Source organism: Shewanella sp. Shew256 (assembly GCF_002196695.1).
Taxonomy (GTDB): Bacteria; Pseudomonadota; Gammaproteobacteria; order Enterobacterales; family Shewanellaceae; genus Shewanella; species Shewanella mangrovisoli.
Genome location: NZ_NAJR01000001.1, coordinates 586,093 through 609,379, shown reverse-complemented (window position 1 = coordinate 609,379; position 23,287 = coordinate 586,093). Strand labels below are relative to the sequence as shown.

Here is a 23,287-nt window from a genome sequence, read left to right as displayed (position 1 = left end):
TAAAAAATGCCGAACTCAGTTCGGCATTTTAATTAAGCATCATTCTTTCCTTGTGTTAAAGCACACTAAAAATGATAGAACAGATGATTACTCTTCTTCACCGCCGGCAGCAGCGCCTAAACGCTCTTTCACTGCAGCAGTGATAGGGCTAGCACCGTGACCATTCGCTTCGGCCCACGCTTGAATCGTCATGCCATCGGCTTCTGGTACGCTCAGTTCGTTAACTGATAGACGTTTAGCCACAAACTCACCGGCATCATTCGCATTCGCGGCATAGGCAGTACGCAACAAGCTTTGACCATCACAGCTAATCCCGCTGTACACTTGGCGTAACTTAACACGGCTTTCTTTTAGTTTTTTACGTAGACGGTTTTTATCGTTCGCTTTTACGTAATCACAAATACTCGCGACAAGTGGATCAGCTTCGGCTTTTGCCGTGGTTGGCACAGAAACATAGCTAAATCCGATTAGTGCAGCCAAAGCTACAGGCATAAGACGCATCCGATACTCCTTAATACTTTCTTATAGTTTTATTATGTTTTATATGGGCTGCGTCTATCTCTAGCGGATATTGGCCTCCTAGGAGTCATTAGTGTGGAAGCCGTAAAATACCGCTATCTCAACTAAGTCAGGCCTATCGGATCTAATACCTTAGACATATTGACAATCCATACGCACAGGGTACACAACAGAACAACGTAATTTAACATTTTTTTGCCAAATTGATAAAGCGATATTCCAGCCCATCAGCATTTATACTAGTGAGCGATTCGGTTTCTTGCCATTTATCGCTGTCCCATGCGGGGAAAAAGGTATCGCCTTCAACTTCTAAGTTAATTTGCGTCAGGTAAAGTCTGTCGGCTTGAAGTAATAATTGTTGATACAATTGCCCCCCACCAATAACGACCAACTCTTCACAATCGCCCGCCGCCAGTTTAGCGTCTTCAAATGAGGTCACGCAGGTCACGCCTTCAATCTGCAAATCCGCTTGGCGGGAAATCACAATATTGTGGCGTCCAGGAAGGGGTCTACCAATGGATTCGAAGGTTTTACGCCCCATCACCACAGGCTTGCCTAAGGTCATGGCTTTAAAGTGGCGTAAATCTTCGGGCAGATGCCATGGCATTTTGTTGTCTTTTCCGATGACTCGATTGTTTGCCATCGCGGCTATCATAGCAATGCGCATGGGCACTCCTTTGGTATTGTTTTTATTGAATAACAGGGCGGGTTCTAAAATACAGCAGACTCGGTAAAGCAAGGCCCACCGACAGTGCGCCTAAGATAAACACGGTTTTTAAGCCGTTACTGATCACTTGTCCGGTCAGCTCTTGGCTGACCTGCGACTGCGCAGTTAATTGCACTAGGGCTATTACGGTATTAAAGGCGTAGGTGCCAGGGATCATCGGGATAATCGCCGCAACGGCATACATCAAGGGCGGCGCGAGGTGACGCTTGGCAAAGCCGATAGTGATAGTCCCCACTAGAGCCGCGGCGGCAAAGGTCGCCCATTCGATAGGCAAGCCAAATTGCAACATTAGCGTGCGTGAGCTATGCCCTATGGCGCCTGCAAGCGCGCAGTAGGGTAAGAAACGTTTCGGCACGTTAAACACCATGGCAAAGCCTACAGCGGGAATTGCCGAGAAAAAGGCATCGTGCAATAGCGTCCACAGTAAGGCGATCATAGGAAGATCCCCCCTAGCTGCATAGCAATGGTAATGCCGATAACGGATGACACCGTAAGCAAGGTGGCATGGCCCCAGCGGGAAATCCCCACGTTCATATGGCCTTTGACCATATCAGAAATCGCATTGATCATCGGAAAACCCGGCACCAACATCAACACACTGGCCGCCATGGCCGCCTGCGGGGTCTCACTCAAGTTAAACACATAACCCGTCTGCGCCAATAAGCTTGTGACAAATGCCGTCACCGCAAAATTAACCAGCAAATTAAAATGCCGTTTGGCGATTGCAAGGCGCACCGACATCCCCACTGCTGAGGCAAAAAAGGTGATGATTGAAGCGGCGACATCGCCATTAAATAGATGACAGAAGCTTGCGCAGGACAGGCCTATCATCAAGATCACCAAATATGGTGGATAGGTCTTAGGTTCAATCCGCGCTAGGCGTTTACGCACTTCGTTGGGACCATAGAGACCTTTTTCAGTCAATAAACAGATGCGCTGTAACTCGCAGACTATGGTCATATTGATGCCATGCTCGCGGATCCGACGCGTCGTCGTGATACAGCGACCATGCACTAAACTGGTTAACACGAGGGAATTAGAGGAGATGGAAAGCTCAACACTTGCCAATCCTAAGGCCTGACCTAGGCGCTGGCTGATTTCTTCAACTAAATCAGATTCAGCACCGTAGGCCAGTAGCAGTTGTGCGACACGTACAACCTGCCGAGTAATGTCATTTTGAGTATCTGCGTACACGGGACTCTCAAAACTTAGATAGGGATATTATCTTTGGTAGATCACTTCTACATCGTAGTCGTCATCATCAAAGTCATCGTCGAATTCATCGTCATAGTCTTCATTGATCGCATCAATGTTGGCTTGATGATAATTGTCCCACTTGAACTCAACCTCTGCATCTGGGTTCGCATCTTTATCTTCCGGTGGAAGACTTTGGATGAAGTCCAGCAGCTTGGTGGCTAACTCTTTAGTGCCATCGCGGCTATAGGCAGAAATGGTATAAACATCACCTTCCCAACCTAATTCCTTAACTACGCGAGCGACCTTCTCTTTTAGCTCGTCTTCGAGCAGCAGATCCGCTTTGTTAAAGACTAACCAACGAGGCTTGCTTGCCAATTTTGGCGAATATTTTTCAAGTTCACCGACGATCGCACGGGCAGAATCCACAGGATCTGTGCCATCAATTGGCTCGATATCGATGATATGCAACAGAATACGGCAACGTTCTAAATGCTTTAAGAAGCGAATACCTAAACCTGCACCTTCTGCCGCGCCTTCGATCAAACCAGGAATATCGGCGATCACAAAGCTTTGACCAGGACGAGGGTTAACCACACCTAGGTTAGGCACTAACGTCGTGAAGGGGTAATCGGCAACCTTTGGTGTTGCACGTGATACCGCACGAATAAAGGTCGATTTACCCGCGTTAGGCATACCGAGCAAGCCAACATCGGCTAATAACAGCAGCTCTAATTTCAGGCTACGGACTTCACCCGGAGTACCTAAGGTCTTCTGACGTGGGGCACGGTTAGTACTGCTCTTAAAGCGCGTGTTGCCTAAGCCGTGGAATCCGCCTTTAGCCACTAATAGCTTTTGACCATGGGTGGTTAAATCGCCGAGAACTTCCTCGGTTTCATCGTCAATGGCACGCGTACCCACAGGCACTTTTAAAATCAAATCTTTACCGCTATGACCGGTACAGTCACGGCCACGACCGTTTTCACCGCGCTCAGCCATGTGAAAACGTTCAAATCGGTATTCAATCAGGGTGTTGTGGTTTTCATCGGCCTGCAGATAGACACTGCCACCATCGCCACCATCACCACCATCAGGACCACCATCAGGGATATATTTTTCGCGTCTGAAACTCACACAACCGCTACCGCCGTCGCCTGCTTCGACCCTAATTACTGCCTCATCGACAAACTTCATACTTACTCCTGGCATCACTGAATGAAGGAATTATACCGTTTAACTTCATCGGTCGCCAAAAAACTCGAGATACTTGCTCCCAATCTTACCAGCCAACGCCCTCAATTTGATAAAGATTTACCAAACTCACCAGAAACGCAGGTAAATAGAAGCATAAAAAACAGAAAGCCCCACCAATGGCGGGGCTTTACAGTATAAGCTAGACTCGAAAATTAAGCTTCGATGCTAATAAACTTACGGTTATTAGGACCTTTAACTTCGAATTTTACTTTACCGTCAGTCAGAGCAAACAGAGTGTGGTCACGACCAATACCCACGTTTACACCAGCGTGGAATTTAGTACCACGTTGACGAACGATAATGTTACCAGCTAGAACTGATTCACCGCCAAAGCGCTTAACACCAAGACGTTTACTTTCTGAATCACGGCCGTTACGAGTAGAACCGCCAGCTTTTTTATGTGCCATGAGTTAGACTCCTATTATGCGTTGATAGCAGTAATTTTAACTTCGGTGAACCACTGACGGTGGCCCAACTTCTTGTCGTGGTGCTTACGACGACGGAACTTAACGATAGTTACTTTCTCGCCACGACCATGACTTACTACTTCAGCAACGACTTTACCGCCAGCTACTAAAGGAGCACCAACGTGCACTTTTTCACCGTCAGCGATCAGTAATACTTGATCGAATTCAACAGTTGAACCAGTAGCAACTTCTAATTTTTCTAAACGAACTGTGTGGCCTGGGGCTACACGGTGTTGTTTACCACCACTTTGAAAAACAGCGTACATAGCTATTTTACTCCGATATTCCTAACACGCTGGCTCACACTATGGGAGGCAGGGTGCTACAAAAACTTTATTGACAATGGGCGCGGAGTTTACGCGAAGAATCCTTATCTGGCAAGCCCTAATTAGGAAAGAATAAAAAAAGGCCGGAATAACTCGCACATTAGTAGTGTGAGTACTGTCATATGTCGGAATTTTAGGTAAAATTCATTCTATATAACACGTGAGCCTAAAATAGAGGCCGGGTACGTAATGGCCCCACAACCAGAGTCTATTATGGATTTAAACGCTATTCGTCAACTGGCTGACACTGATATGCAAGCAGTCAATCAGCTGATCTATAAACAGCTGGAGTCAGATGTCGCCCTGATAAACCAGTTAGGTTTCTACATTATTAATGGTGGTGGTAAACGTCTTCGTCCTTTACTGTCCGTCCTCGCAGCACGCGCCGTCGACTGCCAAGGTGAAGCTCACCTTAAGCTTGCCGCGATTATTGAATTTATTCATACCGCTTCATTACTGCACGATGATGTGGTCGATGAATCGACCCTCAGACGCGGCCGCGAAACCGCCAACGCACTCTTTGGTAACAGCGCCAGTGTATTAGTGGGTGACTTCCTTTATACCCGCTCATTCCAAATGATGACCGAACTCGACAGCATGCGCGTACTGCGTGTATTAGCCGATACCACCAACGTATTGGCCGAGGGGGAAGTATTACAGCTAATGAACTGTAATGACCCAAATACCACAGAAGAAAGCTATATGCGGGTGATCTATTGTAAGACCGCCAAGCTATTCGAAGCCGCTACTTTACTGGCTGCCGTATTAGCCGGCGCGACTCCTGAGCAAGAGGCCGCATTAGGCGACTATGGTAAATATTTAGGCACTGCCTTCCAGTTAACAGATGATTTACTCGACTACACCGCCGACAGTGAAGAGTTAGGTAAAAACATCGGTGATGACCTCGCCGAAGGTAAGCCGACCTTACCGCTGATCTATGCCATTGCCCATGGAACGGAAGAAGAGCAGCAACTCATTCGTCAAGCAATTGAGCAAGGTGATGGCACCCACGCCATTGAGAAAATTGTTGCCGCTCTGCATCACTGCGGCGCGCTCACTTACACTCAGCAAAAAGCCATTGAAGAATCCAACAAGGCGATTGCAGCGCTGGCGGTATTACCCGACAGTGATTTCAAAACCGCATTAATTTCGCTGGCAAAAATCTCAGTTGACCGCAACCACTAATTGGCTGCGATAAACTCATAAAAAGGCCTTGCTTAGCAAGGCCTTTTTATTTTTAACATTCTTTATCAAAGTGAACTTAAACCTGCCATTGGATCGGTGCTTCGCCCCTTGCCATCAGCAGTTGGTTCACTTTAGAAAAATGCCCACAACCGAAGAAGCCGCGATAAGCTGAGAGCGGTGACGGATGCGGCCCCGACAAAATTTGATGCTGTGGCGCAGTAATCACCGCCCCTTTTTTGATGGCATGGCTGCCCCAGAGTACGAAAATAATCGGCTGCTCCTGCGCATTAAGCAGCTTTAATGCCTCAGTGGTAAAAGTTTCCCAGCCCGCATTGGCGTGTGAATGAGCTTGCCCCTGCTCCACCGTCAGCACGGTATTGAGCATTAAGATCCCCTGCTCCGCCCATTGGGTTAAATCGCCATGGTTAGGGATTTGGAAACCGGGAATATCGTTCACTAACTCTTTATACATATTGGCCAGCGATGGTGGCGGTTTAATGCCTCGTTTAACCGAGAAACACAGGCCGTGGGCTTGGTCGGGACCATGGTAGGGATCTTGGCCGATAAGTACCACACGCACCTTTTCCAAGGGAGTTGTCTTAAAGGCGTTGAACACATCCTCCTTGGGGGGATAAATCACCTTACCCGACGCACGCTCTTGATTCACAAATGCAATCAACTGCTGGTAATAGGGTTGAGCACGTTGATAATCGATAAATTCCTGCCAAGTTGCCACAGTCACAATCTTTTCCTCTGGTTAGAATGCCGTTAGCTTAAAAGTGATAGCGTAACATGACAAGCCAACTCAGGTTTTTATTCCCTAGTCTTGAGATATCTCAAGCATATTATGACCTAAATCCATCGCCGCCCTTTAGCACAAGGCAATCGATTACTATCCCTACCTTATTGCGAGAGTGCAATCGAGTAAAGCCGAGTGCGGCTCCTAGACGCTTTGACTCGCATATAGATCTGCTAAGCATCAACTACATTGATAGGGGCGTTTGTGTAAACAATCCTTGTTAATCACGACCACGGTGACCATGACCACGGTCGTCATCCCAATCTTTGCGGCGGTCATGTTTGTCGTAATGTTTGTGGTGATGCTTATCCTGTTTATAGGTGCGGTAGCGAGGGACATATTCGTCACGATACCAGCCATCTTGCACAAAATAGACCGGACGACCACAGGCCCCATAGGAGGCACAATAGCGTCCCCATTTTTTCGCATGACCTGGCGGTACGTGCAGATAGATAGGTTCATACACGACCCGCGACTGCTCGATGATAATAGGCTGTTCGTAAATCACCTGTGGACGAGGAAAATTACCAATATTGATCTGACCGTAAAAGTTTGGATCGCCGATGTTAATCGACACTCCGACATCTGCCGCAATGGCCGAAGATGAAGCTGCAGCGAGTAGTAAGGCTGACAGAGTAAGTTTAATTGCTTTCATGACGGTTCTCCTGTTGATAGAAGCAGTATGCGAGTGGCTAACTGAACAGAAGATGAATCCTCACAGGAGGCTAAATCGGATATTATTCCCCTCACATAGCCATGCAAAGGTTTTACTTCGGCAGACTATCAATATCCCAAATCGGCAAGGTTCCAAACCACGATGACGGAACTGATGTGCATCTACTGCCTTGAGTGGACAACTAATAACCAATTGATATAAAAGATAATGCTACCAAACAATTATTCAAACCAACCGCAATTGATCGATGGATGACCTGCTAAGTATTAGGCTGAGTACAACAGATGTAGATCCCAATAGTTACGCGTTAACGATTCCTTCTGGCCGAATTTAGGATAGAATCGCCCACCAATAAATTATTTTGAGTAAGCGCTATGACTGATACCAGCAACACCACGATTTTTGAACTTGCCGATCAATTTATTGCCTTAGCCAATCAGCTAAGCCAGCAGGAAGCTGATGTCGGTAAAGTCGGCACTGCCCTGCGTTTTGCCGCGGCCCGTTTTAACGCCTTTGAAGCCGCAATTAAATCTGCCGATTTAGGCGCTGAAAAAGACAATGCGCTCGACTGGTTTAGCGCCGAATACCGCGAAATGCTAAACGACAACCTAGACGACCATATCGCCAATCCACCCGTTATGCAGGAAGAAGCTGCAATGGATGACTCGGTACAAATTTTTAAAGGCTGATGATGCGCTATAGGCCAAGCATCGCCTGCCAAAATCCCATAAAAAACGCCATCCTAGGATGGCGTTTTTTTATATCTGAACACTTATCTCTGTGCATTTATCTCTTCGCATTGTTCTAAACGCATTGCAATACGTTAGAGGGTATACACCACGCGTATCGCGAGCAGGATAAGCACCACACCAGAGAGTTTATCAATAAGTCCCGCTTTTTCCCGTAACTTAGGCAATACGCTCGAATGGGACAACAGTAAGGCAATCAAAGTATACCAAAGCCCATCAACCACCAACGGTGTTAACACGATAAGCGCTTGCCCCGTCAAGCTATCGGCCACCATGACAAACTGACTAAACAGCGCTAAAAAGAACAACATAATCTTAGGATTGAACAGGGAAATCGCGATACCATCGCGCGCCGCAGTGAGCGTATCCGTCCCCTCCCCCGCCGCAAGTTTTGCCTGCATGCCTCCGTTTGAGCGCAATGCTTGGATCCCCATCCATGCGAGATAGAGCGCGCCTAAAATCGCGATCCCATTAAAAATCAACGGCGCTTTTTTCAATACAACGGCTAGGCCGAGTAACGTCACTAACGCATAAATGCCAATACCAATCGAGTGTGCCCAAGCGCAAACAATCCCCTTGCCGCGACCACCGCCCAAGGTATGACGCACCACCATGGCCAAACTCGGCCCGGGAGACATAGCGCCCAAGCAACAAATCGCCAATAGCCCTAACCAAGTACTAAAGCTCATTTTTAACCCTTTAAAGCATAAAAAGGCCCTCAATAGGGCCTTCACAGGAGTGGCAGTTTAACACTGGCCAAACAATACGGTCACTCTCATTTAGCCGCGTTAGGATGATAAAAAGCGCGGATATCCTGCACCAGTTGCGCAAGCGATGCGGGCTCTATATACATCATGTGGCCCGCCTTGTAGTAATGCATAGTGACGCGGCTATTATCTATACCATTATCGGCAAAGGTATTTTCAGTCGCGAAGAAGGGCGTCGCAAAATCGAAATAACCGTTACCAACAAAAATGCGCAGGTCTTTATTCTCGCGCTGCGCCTGCCCTAAATAGGGCGCCACATTCACATAATGCATTTGCTTACCGCTGATATTCCAGTTCCAGCCACGGTTAACATCGGTGGAGAGCACGTTGAAGGGGCGTGATAATTTAACCCCCAAATCCTCATACAGATATTGATGGATAGCCGCCGTATAAGCGCCATCGATACCATATCCTGAAGGGTCATTATCGGTCGAGTCACCGCCACTGTCGTAATCTTTGCCGGTGTAACGGCTGTCTAACCGCCCGACTGTTAAATCCTGATCCCTGAGCAATTCCTTGGTATAGCGACTCGCACTCACCCGTAAATTCACTCGATCGAGGTAAGACTCACTCAAGCCTGTAAAACGCGCCAACTGTTTGCGTACGCTTTGATAATCGCTTTGCGCCAAACGGCTACCCTGCAATAGGGCTAAGGCATAATCCTTGATGGCGAATTGACGCGCCTGTTCGACAAACGCTTCGAGCCCCAAGGCCTTGTCGGCCTTGCTGACTTTATTGTGATAAAACGCGGTTGCCGCCATGGTTGGTAAAAAACCAATGTAGGGTTGGTTATTACCCGGTTGATAGCGAGCGTGGCTAAAGTCGAGAATCGATGAAATCAACATCACGCCATTGACCGAGATATCGGTCCAACCGCCTTGGAGCTCATCCACTAATGCCGCGGCTCGCGTCGTACCATAGCTTTCCCCCGCCAGATACTTGGGCGAATTCCAACGCTTATGTTCAATCAACCAACGGCGCATAAACTCAGCAATTGATTGGGCATCTTCTTTCACGCCCCAAAAATCGGCGCCTTTCTTCTCTCCGAGGGCGCGGCTAAAACCCGTGCCCACAGGGTCGATAAACACTAAGTCTGATTCATCGAGTAACGAGTAATCGTTGGCCTCAATCCGATAAGGCGCCGCCCCATCATCTTTAGCATCACCTGGCACAATCACACGTTTTGGTCCAAAGAGCCCCATGTGCAGCCACAGCGAGGCAGAACCTGGGCCACCGTTAAAAATAAACGTGACCGGGCGTTTACTGCTGTCTTGCACATCATCCCGTAAATACGTAATAGAGAAGATGCTCGCCTGAGGCTCACCCTTATCATCCTCTAAAATGGTCTCACCACTGATGGCTTGATAACTGATCTTCTGATTTTGAATCGTCATTCTGTGCTTAGTGGTCACCACCTCTGGCACTAGCTTATCCACTTTGGCATCGCTTTTTTTAGCTGGCTCGGCATGGCCGACCATGGACACAGTGAATAACAAGGGCAGCAACACACTTGCCCATATCAGCCTTGAGGGCGTTTGCTTCTCTGTTAGCGCTCGCATTAATCGTCCTTCCCTTCCGTTGTAATTATTTTGTGGTCTTTTTATTAATACACCAGCTTACAAAGACTGTGCACTCGGCGCAAAAGCACAATTGCAACCGAATGCGTCAAAGGTTTAATCGGCTTTTAAAGCATAAATTCACGCAGATTTAAGCTGTTAGCCGCTAAGATAGATTGGATTATCGAAAACTCATGTAGGCATCTATGGGCACTATCACTCTTATCAGTCTGGTCATTCTCGCATTACTTGTGGGCGCGATTGGCCTGTTAATCTGGCAACGCAGCAAAGGTAAACGCATTCCACTGGCAGTAATTTTTGTGTTGGGATTTTTCGCCGTCGGCCTAGGCGGAATTATCGGTTTTGTACATAAAGGCGAAGATTATCAAGCCTATCAAAAGCTGCAGTGGCACACGCTGGCCCCTGAAAAAATCGCGCCACTGGTCGCCGATGGCTACACAGTGTTTGTGGATATCACCTCTGACTGGTGCAGCATTTGCCAAACCAACAAGGCGGAAGTCACGCATAGGGAACAAGTGGTGAATGCGCTGATGGCCGACAAGGTTATTTTGATGCAGGGAAATTGGAGTGAAGCCGATTCCACCATTGCGGGTTACATGAAGCATGAAGGCGTACCGGGCACGCCTTACAATAAGGTCTATGGCCCAAGGGCGCCTAACGGCATAGTGCTGCCTTCAACACTCACCATAGAGGCCGTGCTTAATGGCTTAGCTCAGGCGAAAGCTCTGTAAGCGGTTAATTTGGCTTAAACCTCAAAAACCGAAGCCGTAAAGCTCAACGCTGGCGCAATAAAAAAGGCTGCATCGCAGCCTTTTTGCACACTTCAAATCAGTAGAAAGCAATTTTCCGGAAAGGTGGGCAGAAAACTACTCCGTACTCTTACAACCGTCTAACCCCAAAACGCTATTTAACTCGTTCGTTCACTCACACCGTACTTCAATAAACATCCCCGCGTTGCCGTGAATCCCCAGTATTAAGGGCAAGCCTGCTTATTTCAGGTCAACTTAGCCAAAGATATTTATGAAACATTTTTATAACAATTTAATCCTTTACGCCAGCATTAAATACAACTTTCGATCGATTAAAATATAAGCTTTTTATTATCAACAGGTTAATGGTCAGACCTCTAAGCTTGCCTCTAAAGCATTCACTTCAAGCATCACAGAGCAACTCACGATATATCGCGACACGATTCAAGGGGTTATACTTAGGGCACTCATTCGTATTAAGGAATCAGCTGAATGACATCAATAGAGCCCACCGCAATGCCCTTGGATAAACATTTTCTGCCAGAGAATCAGTTACTGCTTAATGCCGTGGGTGAAGGCATTTATGGGTTTGATTTAAATGGTAATGCCGTCTTTATCAATCCCGCCGCCGAGCGCATGACGGGCTGGAAAAATGAAGAGTTACTCGGCAAAAATATCCATAATTGCCATCATCATAGCCACGCGGATGGTAGTCATTATCCCCAGGAAGATTGCCCCATCTACAATACGTTAAAAGATGGGATAGCAAGGGAAATTACCCACGATGTGTTCTGGCGTAAGGATGGTAGCAGCTTTCCAGTGCATTACAGCTCTACGCCCGTCTATCGGGATAACAAGCTTATCGGTGTAGTCGCGATATTTCGCGACATTAGTATTCAGAAACAAACCGAGCAGTCGCTACGCCAAGCTTTGGCGCAGGTTCAAGCACTGTCGGAACAACTTGCCAGCGAGAATCACTATCTCCAAGCCGAGTTAGCCGATAAGACCGGCGATGTGGATATTTCGGGCAGTAGCGCGGTGATCCGCCATATGATCCAGCAACTGCATATGGTGGCCAATACCGACAGTACCGTATTGATTTGTGGCGAGAATGGCACAGGCAAAGAACTGGTTGCCCGCAACTTACATCAACTGAGTCGCCGTAAAGATAAACCCATGATCAGCGTTAACTGCGCGGCGTTTTCAGCCTCACTGCTAGAGAGTGAGTTGTTTGGCCATGAGAAAGGCGCCTTTACGGGTGCGACTCAGCAGCGCAAGGGCCGCTTCGAGCTCGCCCATCAAGGCACACTGTTTCTTGATGAGGTGGCCGAATTAAGTTTGGAGGCGCAATCTAAGTTACTGCGGGTGATCCAAGAGCAATCCTTTGAGCGACTCGGCGGCAGTGAAACCATCAAGGTCGATATTCGCTTAGTCGCCGCCAGCCACCATGATTTACTCAAGCGCGTTGAACAGGGCTTATTCAGGATGGATCTCTATTACCGCTTGAATGTCTTCCCTATTCAAGTGCCGCCGCTGAGGGCAAGGCTTGAAGATATGCCCGAGCTTGTCAGCCACATTTTGCATTCCCTAAACCGCAAACTCGGTAAGAAACTGCGCGGCGTAAGCCAAAAGGGTCTGCAAAAACTGATGGCCTATAGCTGGCCTGGCAATGTGCGCGAATTACAGAATATCCTCGAACGGGAGGCCATTTTATCCCAAACGGATATTTTACAAATCCATGCCATGCCTACGCATCAACTGCAGACTCAAACCGCGGCTTCACCATTACAAACCTTGGCCGAGGCGGAAGCACAGCATATAGAGCAAACATTAAAGCAGCTCAATTGGCGTATTTCGGGTCCCAATGGTGCGGCCAATGTGCTCGGCGTTCCGCCAAGTACACTCAGATCGCGGATGAAGAAACTCGGGATTACACGCCAAACCCCTGCAGAAGAGTAGCCTTAAAAAACGCGATATATCGCCAATTAGCGATATATCGCGACATGCGTTAAATCACCCTTTGATTTAACCATTAAATATCAATACGTTAAAACAAAAAATTATTGGCCTAACGCTTGCTATAGGGAGCCGAATCTTATTTAAGCCGTTAGGACAGCATATGCCCAAGAGTGACACCCTACAGAGTGAGAACGCCAAGCGCTCCTCTGCCGAGCAATTCATCCCCGTAAAAAATATCCAGGCGGACGATAAGCCAGCACATAAAAGCAGTGGCCAGATTCATTTCCGTGAGCAGAAGGGCTATTTTCAACGCCTGAGAACCACAATGAATAGCCTATTAGTATTGCTGTTTTTTGCCCTGCCCTTTATTTCCTTTGATGGTCGGCAAGCGATATTGCTGGATGTGAGTCAACAACAGTTCTTCTTTTTTGGCCTCACGCTCTGGCCACAGGATTTCACCTTGCTCGCTTGGGTGTTTATTGCCGCCGCCTTTGGGTTGTTTTTCATCACAGTGTTTTGGGGGCGCGTCTGGTGTGGCTATCTTTGCCCGCAAACCGCGTGGACTTTTATGTTTGTCTGGCTCGAGAGCCGGATTGAGGGCAACAGCAACAAACGCAAATTGCTCGATAAGGCGCCATGGTCAGCCAATAAACTCGGCAAAAGAAGCCTTAAACACGGTCTGTGGGGATTAGCCGCCTTAATTACTGGTTGTGGATTTATTGGTTATTTCATCCCCGCCCGAGAACTCTATTTGGATATTTTTACCGGCAACGCCGGCTTTTGGACAACCTGCTGGGTATGGTTTTTCGCGATTTGTACTTACTTAAATGCTGGCTGGATGCGCGAGCAAATGTGCTTACACTGCTGCCCCTATGCGCGTTTTCAGGCAGTGATGTTCGATGCCAACACTAAAACCGTGACCTATGATGCCGCACGCGGCGAAGCGCGCGGTCCACGTAAGCGCAAACAACAGACTGAACTCGGTGATTGTGTTGACTGTAATTTATGTGTCGAAGTCTGCCCGACGGGAATCGATATTCGCCAAGGTCTCCAATACGAGTGCATTAACTGCGGCGCCTGTGTCGATGCCTGTAATGAAACCATGCAAAAATTCGACTACAAACAAAACCTGATTAGCTATGTCAGCGAGAATGAATTAAAGGGCGTCACCCATTCCAACTGGCGCTCGCCACGCTTTTTAGGTTACGGCGCCGCCGTTGTCATTATGCTGGTTGTGATAGGTTTAGATCTTTCTAGTCGCAGTGAAATTCAGCTTAACGTTATTCGTGACAGACAGAGCCTGTACCGCGAAACCGCCGATAACAAAGTTGAAAATACCTACCAGCTGAAGATCCGTAATAAGACTCAGCAAACCAAGCAATATCAACTCGCGGTCAACAGCGAAATGCCCTTCAGCTTAATTGCCGATCAGGTCATTACCCTCGCTCCGGGCGAGCAATCAGATTATCCCGTGACAGTATTAGCTGATAAGGATGCAATCCCAACGGGGCGCAAAATTATCGAATTCTCGGTAACGGATGTCAGCAAACCTGAACAAAGCGTTAGCCAAGAAACCGGCTTCTTTAGCCCTTAGCGTAATGCGCTAGTGTGCTCACCGATAAACGAGCACATTGCATGCTCGTTAGTCACTTCTATGAATGATGCCCGTTGGATCACTGTGGTTCGCCGGGCTTTTTTGCTCACCTTATTTCGTTAAATCAGCTAAATAGCCTCAACTCGCGCCGCACAAATATGAAGTACGTCAATTTAAAGCAATAGCCTTATAGCCACTTCTCTTGCGCTTACGATGACCGCATCAAAAGAGGCTCGGCTGTCATTGCGGTAAAGCAATATCGATTTATTATTGACGAATCACCATATAGATCGAATACAATAAATATACGAAACATATATAAAGTATATTTATGGGCATAGTTAAAATTTCCGAAGAGCTGCATGATGAACTGAGAAAAGCCAGTTCGGTCATGTCACGTTCAATCAACTCACAGGCGGAATTCTGGATAAGGATCGGGATGCTGGCAGAGTTGCATCCACAGCTCTCCTTTAATCAGTTAGTCGCCGACTTAATGAAATCTGCGGACGTGAACCTAGCCAATGTGACCCAAGTAAAGGAAATGGCCGATGAATAATCAGGTGAAGATAAAATCTGCCGAAGAAATTGCACTGATGCGCCGTGCGGGGCAATTACTAGCTCAAGTATTTCAAATGCTTGATACCTATGTCCGCCCCGGCATTACCACCATGGACATCAACGATACGGTCGAAGCCTTTATCGTCAATGAGCTAAAATCGCGTCCCGCCAGTAAGGGTCAGTATGGCTATCAATATGTGCTGAATTCGTCCATTAACGAAGTGGTCTGCCATGGGGTGCCCTCAGTGAATGAGGTCATCAAAAGCACAGATATCATTAACTTAGATATTACCCTCGAGAGAGACGGCTATATTGCCGACTCCAGTAAAATGTATGTGATGCCACAGGCACCCGCCGAAGCGAAGAAGCTGGCCGATGTTACCTATCTTGCCATGTGGCAGGGGATCAAACAGGTAAAACCTGGGGCGACTCTAGGCGATATTGGCCATGCGATTCACCAATATGCCCAATCCTTTGGCTATAGCATTGTCAGAGATTACTGCGGCCATGGGATAGGTCAAGAAATGCATGAAGAGCCGCAAGTCCTTCACTATGGAAAGCCGAATCAAGGCCTTAAGCTCAAAGCGGGCATGGTGTTTACCATTGAGCCTATGGTGAATCAGGGCACTGAAAAGATAAAGCTCAAAAAAGATGGTTGGACGGTTGTTACCCGCGATAAAAAACTCTCGGCGCAATCGGAACATACGATACTTGTCACCTCTACGGGATACGAAGTGCTCACCCTACGCCACGATGAGCAATCTCCCCGCTAATTTCGACGCTAACCCTCGCTTTTTCATCTCAAATTCAGGTGTGCTGTAGTAAATTTGCACTGCAGTTCACCGCCCTTCATTAGAGTAAAAATTCTATTTTTACAATTGGATAGCCGTGCAAATTGCTACAATAATTTAACGATAAACGTTGACCTGACAGGTTGAATCCTTCTAATCTAAACACTCGTTTGATTTTAAAATAATAACAACGATAAACCTATTTGAGGTAGTTAGGCATGGCATACGATCAAGAGTCACAACTCGAACTTGGCAAATACTCATCACTCATAGACTTAATCGAACGCACTAGCCAACGCTTTGGTGATAAAACGGCATATGCTTGTTTGGGGAAAACCAGCAGCTTCAATGATATAGAACGCGATTCACGCTATTTTGCCGCCTATTTGCAGAATAACACTAATCTAAAACCCGGCGATCGGATCGCGATTCAATTACCCAATATTACCCAGTTCGTTATCGCGGCCTATGGTGCGCTGCGGGCGGGGCTTATCCTAGTTAACACTAACCCGCTCTACACCGAAAGAGAGCTTATTCATCAGTTTAATGACTCTGGCGCTAAGGCCTTAGTGGTGCTGTCGGATCTGCTGCCAACCCTCGCCAAAGTGGTTGCGACCACACCGATTGAATTAGTGATTTCCACTCACCCGTTAGATCTTATCGACCCGCAAGTGCAGCCCAAAACGGGGCTTAAAAATGTCGAATTCTGCCAAGTGCTAAAACAAGGGGCAGAGTTGCCCTTTAGCCGTTTTGTTCCCGCAGCAAATGACTTAGCGGCGCTGCAATATACAGGTGGAACAACGGGCCTCTCCAAGGGTGCCATGCTGACCCACGGTAATATGCTCGCCAATGCGGCGCAGGTAAAATCTCGTATTGGCAGCGTTATCAGCGATGGGGAAGATATTTTTGTCGCGCCACTGCCGATTTACCATATCTACGCCTTTATGGTGAACTTAGTACTGTATTTTGAATGTGGTGGTTGCTCGGTATTAATCCCCAATCCCCGTGATATTAGTGGCTTAATCAAGACGCTGGCGAAATACCCTTTTACTGGTTTTGCAGGGCTTAACACTCTCTTTGTCGCCTTGTGTCATCAGCCCGAATTTAAGGCACTGGATTTCAGTCATTTAAAAATCACGATTTCGGGTGGTACGGCACTCACCGCTGCCGCTGCCAATATCTGGCAGCAAACCACGGGCAACACCATCAGTGAAGGTTATGGATTATCCGAAACCTCACCGGTGATTTCACTCAATGCCCCCGGATATCAGAAGATTGGCACTATCGGTAAGCCCGTTCTCGGCACTGAGGTCAAACTGTTAGACGAAAACGGCAATGAAGTCGCGCAAGGAGAAGCCGGTGAACTCGCCGCCCGTGGGCCACAAGTGATGCTAGGTTATTGGAATAATCCCCAAGAAACGGCCAATGTGATGACTGCCGATGGCTTCTTTAAAACTGGGGATATTGCGATTTTGAACGAGGAAGGATTCCACCAAATCGTTGATCGCAAAAAGGATATGATTATTGTCTCCGGCTTTAACGTCTATCCGAATGAGGTCGAAAACGTACTCGCAAGCCATCCAAATATCATTGAATGTGCCGTGGTTGGCGTAAAGGATGAACACTCAGGAGAAGCGGTCAAAGCCTTTGTTGTGCTAAAAGATGACAGCCAAGACCATGAGCAGATGAAAACCGCTATTCTTAACTTCTGCCGCGAGCAACTTACCGCCTACAAGCTGCCCAAGTTGATTGAATTTATGCCACAGCTACCTAAGAGCACTGTGGGCAAAATTCTACGCAGAGAACTGAAACATCAGGCTTAAACATACCTAAACATCAGTGGTGTTTGAGCAGTCTTAAATCCAAAACAAAACCCCAGAGCAACACTCTGGGGTTTTGTTTACGTTACATTCCCATCCGAACCTTACTCACTCAGCGCACTCACTTCATCCGTGAGCAGCTGCAAACTGGCAAACTCGCGATATAGGGCATTGGTTTGTATAAGAGTTTGATGCTTACCACTGGCGACGATACGCCCTTTATCGAACACGATAATTCGGTCCGCATTGATCACAGTGGCGAGGCGATGGGCGATGATAAGCGTGGTTTTCTCCTTCATCAATTCATCCAGTGCCTGCTTCACTTTTTGCTCGCTTAAGGCATCGAGCGCGCTGGTCGCCTCGTCGAGCAGCAAGATAGGTCTGTCGGCTAAAATCGCCCTCGCAATGGCGATACGCTGCTTTTGACCACCGGATAAGCGCACGCCGCGCTCACCCAAATAGGTTTGATAACCTTCACTAAATTCACTGATAAACTCATGGGCACGGGCCGCAATACAGGCATCTATCACCTCCTGCTCGCTGGCATCGACGCGGCCATAGCGTACGTTCTCCAATACACTAGTAGCAAAAATCACTGAGTCCTGCGGCACAAGCGCAAACTGTGCCCGCAAATCCTTTGGTGAAAGCTCAGCAATATCAATCCCATCCAAATGAATGCTGCCCGATGACGGCACATAAAACCGCTGCAATAATTGAAATAAGGTACTCTTTCCGGCCCCACTCGGCCCGACCAAGGCCACCCGTTCACCCGCAGTAATCGTTAGTTCTAAATCGCGGAGCACTAACTGAGTTTGCTCGGGATAATGGAAATTCAGCTGTTGCAATTGCAGCTCGCCACGCACTTTCGCAGGCAGCGTTTTAGGCACCAGTGGCGCAGGAATATCGACTTCAGTTTCAGCCAGTTCGATTAAGCGCTCGGCAGCGCCCGAGGCGCGCTGGATCTCACCGACGACTTCACTAATGGTGGCGACGGCGCCTGCTACCATCACGGCATAAAACATAAAGGCCGAGAGTTCACCGCCCGTCATCTTACCCGACATCACATCGTGGGCGCCGACCCAAGTCACAGATGCTATGGCGGCGATACTTAAAAACATCACGGAGGAAATCAACATGGCGCGATAGCGAATACGACCACTGGCGGCGGTCATCACATCTTCGACACGACCATTGAACAAACTGCGGTCCTTATCCTCATGACCATAGGCTTGCACTGTGTGGATTTCATGTAAGGTTTCATCCACATAGGCACCCAAATCCGCCACCCTATCTTGACTCTCCCGCGCTAAGGTTCGCACTTTTCGGCCAAAGAAACCGACAGGCCCTAGTACCAAAGGCACGGCCAGTAGCACGAGCAGCGTCATCTTCACGCTGGTGATCCCCATCATCGCCAGCCCACCTATCACTGTCACACCGGAGCGCAGCGCCATCGAGAGACTCGAGCCGACCACGGTTTGCAGCAGCGTAGAGTCGGCGGTAAAGCGCGAAATCACCTCTCCAGTACGCACCTTGGCATAGAAAGCAGGAGACAACTTCAGCAGTTGGTTGTAAACCGTCAGCCTTATATCGGCGCTGACCCGCTCGCCGAGCCAAGTCATCAGATAAAAACGGCAAAATACCGCAGTGCCACTCACGGCAGTGATCAGCAGCACCAACAGAATAATTTCATTGAGGCGCTGGGCGTTATCCTTAATAAAACCTTCGTCCACCATCAGCCGCACGCCTTGCCCGAGGGAAAGCCAAGCCAAGGAGCCAATCAACAGAAATACAATCGCCGCCACCACCTGCAGGCGATAGGGCTTAAGAAATTGCCAAATCCAGGGCAATACCGCCCGTTGGCGAATCGAATAATTAGCAGCGTTGTGAGACATAGTGGACTCTGATAATGATCGTGGGGGAAGTGTACTCGATTCTGTAGTCTCGGTTACCTGTTTGTTCACTATTGATATCCTTAGGCTTTATATGCCCATCAACCTTAACATATGCGAGTATCAACAGAGCATACCCGAAAGCCCTCATGATAAACAAAGTGACTTTCGCAAGGAGTCGCTGCAAAGCGGGCAATAACAAAGAATGAAGGCATAACGAAATATCTCGAGGAATATAACAATAAACCCGCCTAGATAGCGGGTTTATGCTTGCGCCTTGAGTCGGTCAAGCTCAAGGCGCTGATTTTCAAAATCAGAAATGTTTAAGCTAAAGTCACTTAAGCTACCTGCATATCTTCGGGCGCTTTAGGTGTGCCATGGTGGCCATCACGCTTCCAGTTAACATCGAGTAATTCACTGCCCGTCAGACTAAAGGCTTGGCCAAAACCTTTCACATACAATCCCTGATGGGGCGCTAACTTATACAGATTAAAGTCCTTCAGTGCCGCGAGGTTATCGGATATGTCGCCAAAGCGTTTTGATAACAGGCTGACTCCCTTACTAAACGAGGGCGTATCCCGTTCAACCGCTTGAGCCAAAGCGTCGAAGGTGAGGCGTTTACGGGCGAATACCGACTTAGCTTCGGCTTCATCCTCCACCAGCATGACAGACACTTTGGTCGACTGCTTAAGGTTGTGGCCATGACGCGCTAAGTCGCTCACTAAGATGTAAAAGCCATCGTCAGCTAAGGCAAATGGCGCGTAACTGGCATTGGGTTGCCCATCCGTATCGACTGTTGCGAGTTGCAAAGTATGGCGCTGCTGTTTAAAGGCCTCAATTTCGGGCAACAGTTTGTCCCTTAGACGTTGTTCTTGCTCGGAGATTTCAGGCTTCATATTGGATACCTTAATAAATTATGTCGATGACTATTGAGTGGCAAAGGTGCCCGCCAACGTTTTAAAACGGCGAACTTGCTCAGGAAAAAGCACTCTTTGCTTGTCTCGTCCTAAATAAACTTTGAATACCACCTCGCCTTGAGAACCAAAAAAGTTAATCGAATGGCTCTCGCTGCCCCGAAAGGGTCTGCTGATTAACGCGATCGCTCGCATGTTATCCAGCTTGAGATGCCCATGAAGGCCATCGCCTTTGCTGTAGAGGTTGTAATATCCATGGGCAAATTTCCCTTGGGGAAAATCACCTTTAAATTCAAACACACTGCCCGAGAGCATCACTATCGTGGTCAGAGGTCCCCACTCGGGTAAGCTTTGCAGCAGTTCGTCGATTTGTGTCAAAGGTAGAAACACCCGCTGCGCTTGCGGCAGTGCCGCGACCACATCAAGCTCGGCAATCCCTAATTCACTCGCCAGTTGTGCGGGCATTAAATCGGGCTGGCTGACAAAGCGCTGCCTTAACATGGACTGCGAGTCGGCATCTATGTGATGGCTAGGGTGACTGATTTCAGTGTCGATTGTCTGTGTCATTTGCATCTCCTAAAGCTGGGCCTAGAACATATAACGTGCTGACAACTTCATATTGCGACCAGGTTGATACAGGGTCTGCCATGCCTGCTGGTATTTCTCATCACCAATGTTTTCGATGGCAAAGTCGACTCTCAGGCCAGACATAGCTCCCATCGCTGGCTCCCAGGCGAGGTACACATCCCACAGGGTATAGTCGTCATACTTAGCCACGCGATAATCTTCGGGCGTATTGGATTGACTGGCGACATAGGTCACTCTAGTGCCGAGTTTCATATCGCCTTCCATGATGCCTTGAGAGAGGTCGACGTTAAACTTATTGGCGGGCATACCTTCGATATAGTCGCCAGTCTTACGGTCTTCACCGCGGGTCTGACCGTAATTCATCGCCAGCCGTGTTTGCCCAATGCGATAACGGCCGCTGAGCTCAAAGCCCGTTAATTGCGCATCTTCCACGTTATTCCATGAGGTGGTTTGCTCAAATCCTGGGATCCCCATTAACGGATTGGAGACTTGCTGCACGATAAAATCGTCCACATCGTTACGGAAGATGTTTAAGGTGAAAGCTAACTCATCATCTCCGGCTAAGTCGTTGAAACGAAAATCGGCTTTCAGTTCTTTATTGCGGGCGACTTCAGACTTTAAGTTAGGATTCGTCGCAAAGGTATTACACAGACCTTGGGGTAAAAAACCGGGGATCGGCGGAATGCAATAATGGGTTCCGGTAGAAAACATTTCCTCAACCGTTGGCGCACGGAAAGCCTGATCATACCGTGCACTTAAGGTCAGCCACGGCTGAGTCTGCCAACTTAAGCCCAGCGAAGGCGATAACTCATTGTCATCCGCGGAGGCATTGAGGTTGTGACTCTCGTTTTTGAAGCTGTCATAACGTAAGGCGGCGTCGAGATTGACGGTTTGCGTCAATTGAATATCGGCACGGGTAAAGGCGCCCCACACAGTGGTCTCACCATCGATATCCCCTGGGCGCTGCCCTACTTGGCCCCTATCGTCTCTAACAGTTTTAAGAGTATCGCGATAACCATCGACACCATAGGTCAGCTTAGTATTACCAAGTTGCGAACTGTTGTTGAGATTGATGCCAATGGTGCGGTATTCGGTGCTATCAAATTGACCTTTGGTCACTCGGTCTTCGTCATAATCCGTGCTATTCCAATAGACCTGCACTTTAGTGTCCAAATACGGATTATTTGCCGGCGCCAAGCTGTAATTAAGGGTAACGTTTTGATCATCCGTTTTGCGGCGCACTAAAGGCACTGAACTGCTCACTGCAGCGGAAGGATTACTCGGCACGAGTTCATTAATCTTGTTTACTCTTGCCGATAACTCTAAGCGTGAAGCCTCATCGGCTTGCCATCCAAACTTAGCCAAACCACTGCTCCCCAAAGAAGCACTGTTCGTTAAGGTTTCGTCATTCCCCGTATTGATATTATTGGAGTCGAAGTAGGAGCCATTGATTAACCAATCAATAGTATCTTGTTGGCCATACACGGCAGCGCTGGTTTTAGTGCGGTCGCCATTAGTGTCATAGCCTTGCTTTAGATAGCCACCAAAGGTTTCGTTAGGGGCTAAGAAGTCTTGAGCCGATTTAGTATTCTGTGCCACCACACCACCGATGGCACCACTGCCCCAGAGACTACTGGCAGGACCGCGAATCACCTCAATTGATTTGAGTAATTCTGGATCCATAAAGTAAGAACCACGGTGACCAGAACTGGTATTCTGTCTTGCACCATCAATGGTTTGTAATACACGATCGCCGCTTAAGCCACGGATCTCAACCCCTTGAGACGTCGCTCTCGGACCATTGGTTAGAGTGATGTTGGCTTCATTTTTTAGCGCTTCGGCAACCGATGATGCCTGAGCCACATTGAGCTGTTCTTCACTCACAACGGCAACACTGCGGCTCGTTTGGGAGACTTTTTCACTCAAGCGTGTCGCGCTGACTAATACTTCATCAAACTCAGTCTCGACTAATCCCGGTTTCTTCTCCTTCTGCTGCTCAGTCACACCTTCTTCAGCCGCTAACGTGAAGCTTAGCGCCGTAGTCGTTAATGCGATCGCAATGGCGATAACTAACGGCTTCTTTTGCATGGTTACATCCTTAAATCATCAATGATATTAATCGATTAGAATTCAAATCGACCATGTATGGTTAGTCCGTGAACCTAGGTCGAGCTGCTGCATTTTT

The 23,287-nt window shown here is 48.0% G+C and carries 23 protein-coding genes; 8 read left to right on the top strand and 15 right to left on the bottom strand.

From position 1 onward, the window contains the following. Positions 1–87 precede the first annotated feature (87 nt). From B5P39_RS02630 to rplU, 7 genes are all read right to left on the bottom strand, one after another. A complete protein-coding gene (locus tag B5P39_RS02630) occupies positions 88–501 on the bottom strand; it encodes a DUF3718 domain-containing protein (protein WP_011621696.1) in 414 nt (137 codons plus the stop codon). Positions 502–703: 202 nt separating this feature from the next. Further along, entirely contained in the window at positions 704–1,186 is a 483-nt protein-coding gene (folA, locus tag B5P39_RS02625; RefSeq protein WP_088210354.1) for a type 3 dihydrofolate reductase, read from the bottom strand. Positions 1,187–1,208: 22 nt separating this feature from the next. Next, the gene (locus tag B5P39_RS02620; protein WP_011621694.1) at positions 1,209–1,682 is read right to left on the bottom strand and encodes a threonine/serine exporter family protein; all 474 of its coding nucleotides are present in this window, start codon (positions 1,680–1,682) and stop codon (positions 1,209–1,211) included. Continuing rightward, the gene (locus B5P39_RS02615) at positions 1,679–2,440 is read right to left on the bottom strand and encodes a threonine/serine exporter family protein (RefSeq protein WP_011718036.1); all 762 of its coding nucleotides are present in this window, start codon (positions 2,438–2,440) and stop codon (positions 1,679–1,681) included. Before B5P39_RS02615 ends, B5P39_RS02620 begins: the two co-directional genes overlap by 4 nt. Before the next feature lie 27 nt (positions 2,441–2,467). Then, positions 2,468–3,634, bottom strand: coding sequence for an Obg family GTPase CgtA (cgtA, locus tag B5P39_RS02610; RefSeq protein WP_011621692.1), 1,167 nt, complete (start codon positions 3,632–3,634; stop codon positions 2,468–2,470). Between the two features lie 212 nt (positions 3,635–3,846). Then, positions 3,847–4,101: a 50S ribosomal protein L27 gene (gene rpmA, locus B5P39_RS02605; RefSeq protein WP_007650346.1), complete on the bottom strand. Its 255-nt coding sequence runs from the start codon at positions 4,099–4,101 to the stop codon at positions 3,847–3,849. 14 nt (positions 4,102–4,115) lie between these two features. Continuing rightward, the gene (gene rplU, locus B5P39_RS02600) at positions 4,116–4,427 is read right to left on the bottom strand and encodes a 50S ribosomal protein L21 (protein WP_011073451.1); all 312 of its coding nucleotides are present in this window, start codon (positions 4,425–4,427) and stop codon (positions 4,116–4,118) included. A 273-nt stretch (positions 4,428–4,700) separates the two neighbouring features. Here rplU and ispB point away from each other — a divergent pair, with 273 nt between their 5' ends. Next, positions 4,701–5,672, top strand: a complete 972-nt coding sequence (ispB, locus tag B5P39_RS02595; RefSeq protein WP_140418320.1) for an octaprenyl diphosphate synthase — start codon at positions 4,701–4,703, stop codon at positions 5,670–5,672. Positions 5,673–5,748: 76 nt separating this feature from the next. Here the strand turns inward: ispB and ung are convergent, their stop codons facing one another. Beyond that, complete coding sequence (gene ung / locus B5P39_RS02590) at positions 5,749–6,414, bottom strand: uracil-DNA glycosylase (protein ID WP_088210352.1); 666 nt, start codon at positions 6,412–6,414, stop codon at positions 5,749–5,751. Between the two features lie 277 nt (positions 6,415–6,691). Beyond that, on the bottom strand, positions 6,692–7,126 hold the full coding sequence (locus tag B5P39_RS02585; RefSeq protein WP_088210351.1) for a hypothetical protein: 435 nt from the start codon (positions 7,124–7,126) through the stop codon (positions 6,692–6,694). A gap of 395 nt (positions 7,127–7,521) precedes the next feature. Here B5P39_RS02585 and B5P39_RS02580 point away from each other — a divergent pair, with 395 nt between their 5' ends. After that, positions 7,522–7,836, top strand: coding sequence for a DUF3144 domain-containing protein (locus B5P39_RS02580; protein WP_088210350.1), 315 nt, complete (start codon positions 7,522–7,524; stop codon positions 7,834–7,836). A 134-nt stretch (positions 7,837–7,970) separates the two neighbouring features. Here the strand turns inward: B5P39_RS02580 and B5P39_RS02575 are convergent, their stop codons facing one another. Next, the gene (locus B5P39_RS02575) at positions 7,971–8,585 is read right to left on the bottom strand and encodes a LysE family translocator (RefSeq protein WP_088210349.1); all 615 of its coding nucleotides are present in this window, start codon (positions 8,583–8,585) and stop codon (positions 7,971–7,973) included. An 86-nt stretch (positions 8,586–8,671) separates the two neighbouring features. Then, positions 8,672–10,222 (bottom strand): S10 family peptidase, encoded by a 1,551-nt coding sequence (locus B5P39_RS02570; protein ID WP_088210348.1) that lies wholly within the window; start codon positions 10,220–10,222, stop codon positions 8,672–8,674. 203 nt (positions 10,223–10,425) lie between these two features. Here B5P39_RS02570 and B5P39_RS02565 point away from each other — a divergent pair, with 203 nt between their 5' ends. From B5P39_RS02565 to B5P39_RS02540, 6 genes are all read left to right on the top strand, one after another. Further along, complete coding sequence (locus B5P39_RS02565) at positions 10,426–10,971, top strand: thioredoxin family protein (protein WP_088210347.1); 546 nt, start codon at positions 10,426–10,428, stop codon at positions 10,969–10,971. A 510-nt stretch (positions 10,972–11,481) separates the two neighbouring features. Continuing rightward, positions 11,482–12,948: a sigma-54 interaction domain-containing protein gene (locus B5P39_RS02560; RefSeq protein WP_088210346.1), complete on the top strand. Its 1,467-nt coding sequence runs from the start codon at positions 11,482–11,484 to the stop codon at positions 12,946–12,948. 160 nt (positions 12,949–13,108) lie between these two features. Then, positions 13,109–14,542: a cytochrome c oxidase accessory protein CcoG gene (ccoG, locus tag B5P39_RS02555; RefSeq protein WP_088210345.1), complete on the top strand. Its 1,434-nt coding sequence runs from the start codon at positions 13,109–13,111 to the stop codon at positions 14,540–14,542. A gap of 331 nt (positions 14,543–14,873) precedes the next feature. Continuing rightward, positions 14,874–15,098, top strand: coding sequence for a ParD-like family protein (locus B5P39_RS02550; protein WP_011621680.1), 225 nt, complete (start codon positions 14,874–14,876; stop codon positions 15,096–15,098). After that, on the top strand, positions 15,091–15,873 hold the full coding sequence (map, locus tag B5P39_RS02545; RefSeq protein ID WP_088210344.1) for a type I methionyl aminopeptidase: 783 nt from the start codon (positions 15,091–15,093) through the stop codon (positions 15,871–15,873). Before B5P39_RS02550 ends, map begins: the two co-directional genes overlap by 8 nt. Before the next feature lie 236 nt (positions 15,874–16,109). Then, positions 16,110–17,714 carry a long-chain-fatty-acid--CoA ligase gene (locus B5P39_RS02540; protein WP_088210343.1) on the top strand — a complete coding sequence of 535 codons (1,605 nt, stop codon included), beginning with the start codon at positions 16,110–16,112 and terminating at the stop codon, positions 17,712–17,714. Positions 17,715–17,815: 101 nt separating this feature from the next. Here the strand turns inward: B5P39_RS02540 and B5P39_RS02535 are convergent, their stop codons facing one another. The 4 genes from B5P39_RS02535 to B5P39_RS02520 all read right to left on the bottom strand — a co-directional run bounded on the left by B5P39_RS02535 (position 17,816) and on the right by B5P39_RS02520 (position 23,190). Then, positions 17,816–19,603: an ABC transporter ATP-binding protein/permease gene (locus tag B5P39_RS02535; RefSeq protein WP_088210342.1), complete on the bottom strand. Its 1,788-nt coding sequence runs from the start codon at positions 19,601–19,603 to the stop codon at positions 17,816–17,818. Between the two features lie 335 nt (positions 19,604–19,938). Next, a complete protein-coding gene (hutZ, locus tag B5P39_RS02530; protein ID WP_088210341.1) occupies positions 19,939–20,496 on the bottom strand; it encodes a heme utilization protein HutZ in 558 nt (185 codons plus the stop codon). Between the two features lie 30 nt (positions 20,497–20,526). Next, the gene (gene hutX / locus B5P39_RS02525) at positions 20,527–21,081 is read right to left on the bottom strand and encodes a heme utilization cystosolic carrier protein HutX (RefSeq protein WP_088210340.1); all 555 of its coding nucleotides are present in this window, start codon (positions 21,079–21,081) and stop codon (positions 20,527–20,529) included. A gap of 21 nt (positions 21,082–21,102) precedes the next feature. Further along, positions 21,103–23,190 carry a TonB-dependent hemoglobin/transferrin/lactoferrin family receptor gene (locus B5P39_RS02520; protein WP_088210339.1) on the bottom strand — a complete coding sequence of 696 codons (2,088 nt, stop codon included), beginning with the start codon at positions 23,188–23,190 and terminating at the stop codon, positions 21,103–21,105. Positions 23,191–23,287 lie beyond the last annotated feature (97 nt).

Bases quoted from the DNA above. Each gene is read 5' to 3' on its own strand.
- B5P39_RS02580 (WP_088210350.1), top strand. From the start codon at position 7,522: ATGACTGATACCAGCAACACCACGATTTTTGAACTTGCCGATCAATTT.
- B5P39_RS02550 (WP_011621680.1), top strand. From the start codon at position 14,874: ATGGGCATAGTTAAAATTTCCGAAGAGCTGCATGATGAACTGAGAAAA.
- cgtA (WP_011621692.1), bottom strand. From the start codon at position 3,634: ATGAAGTTTGTCGATGAGGCAGTAATTAGGGTCGAAGCAGGCGACGGC.
- B5P39_RS02560 (WP_088210346.1), top strand. From the start codon at position 11,482: ATGACATCAATAGAGCCCACCGCAATGCCCTTGGATAAACATTTTCTG.
- B5P39_RS02585 (WP_088210351.1), bottom strand. From the start codon at position 7,126: ATGAAAGCAATTAAACTTACTCTGTCAGCCTTACTACTCGCTGCAGCT.
- ccoG (WP_088210345.1), top strand. From the start codon at position 13,109: ATGCCCAAGAGTGACACCCTACAGAGTGAGAACGCCAAGCGCTCCTCT.
- map (WP_088210344.1), top strand. From the start codon at position 15,091: ATGAATAATCAGGTGAAGATAAAATCTGCCGAAGAAATTGCACTGATG.
- B5P39_RS02540 (WP_088210343.1), top strand. From the start codon at position 16,110: ATGGCATACGATCAAGAGTCACAACTCGAACTTGGCAAATACTCATCA.
- B5P39_RS02620 (WP_011621694.1), bottom strand. From the start codon at position 1,682: ATGATCGCCTTACTGTGGACGCTATTGCACGATGCCTTTTTCTCGGCA.
- B5P39_RS02520 (WP_088210339.1), bottom strand. From the start codon at position 23,190: ATGCAAAAGAAGCCGTTAGTTATCGCCATTGCGATCGCATTAACGACT.
- B5P39_RS02565 (WP_088210347.1), top strand. From the start codon at position 10,426: ATGGGCACTATCACTCTTATCAGTCTGGTCATTCTCGCATTACTTGTG.
- rplU (WP_011073451.1), bottom strand. From the start codon at position 4,427: ATGTACGCTGTTTTTCAAAGTGGTGGTAAACAACACCGTGTAGCCCCA.
- B5P39_RS02630 (WP_011621696.1), bottom strand. From the start codon at position 501: ATGCGTCTTATGCCTGTAGCTTTGGCTGCACTAATCGGATTTAGCTAT.
- hutZ (WP_088210341.1), bottom strand. From the start codon at position 20,496: ATGAAGCCTGAAATCTCCGAGCAAGAACAACGTCTAAGGGACAAACTG.
- B5P39_RS02535 (WP_088210342.1), bottom strand. From the start codon at position 19,603: ATGTCTCACAACGCTGCTAATTATTCGATTCGCCAACGGGCGGTATTG.
- ispB (WP_140418320.1), top strand. From the start codon at position 4,701: ATGGATTTAAACGCTATTCGTCAACTGGCTGACACTGATATGCAAGCA.
- B5P39_RS02570 (WP_088210348.1), bottom strand. From the start codon at position 10,222: ATGCGAGCGCTAACAGAGAAGCAAACGCCCTCAAGGCTGATATGGGCA.
- hutX (WP_088210340.1), bottom strand. From the start codon at position 21,081: ATGACACAGACAATCGACACTGAAATCAGTCACCCTAGCCATCACATA.
- rpmA (WP_007650346.1), bottom strand. From the start codon at position 4,101: ATGGCACATAAAAAAGCTGGCGGTTCTACTCGTAACGGCCGTGATTCA.
- folA (WP_088210354.1), bottom strand. From the start codon at position 1,186: ATGCGCATTGCTATGATAGCCGCGATGGCAAACAATCGAGTCATCGGA.
- B5P39_RS02575 (WP_088210349.1), bottom strand. From the start codon at position 8,585: ATGAGCTTTAGTACTTGGTTAGGGCTATTGGCGATTTGTTGCTTGGGC.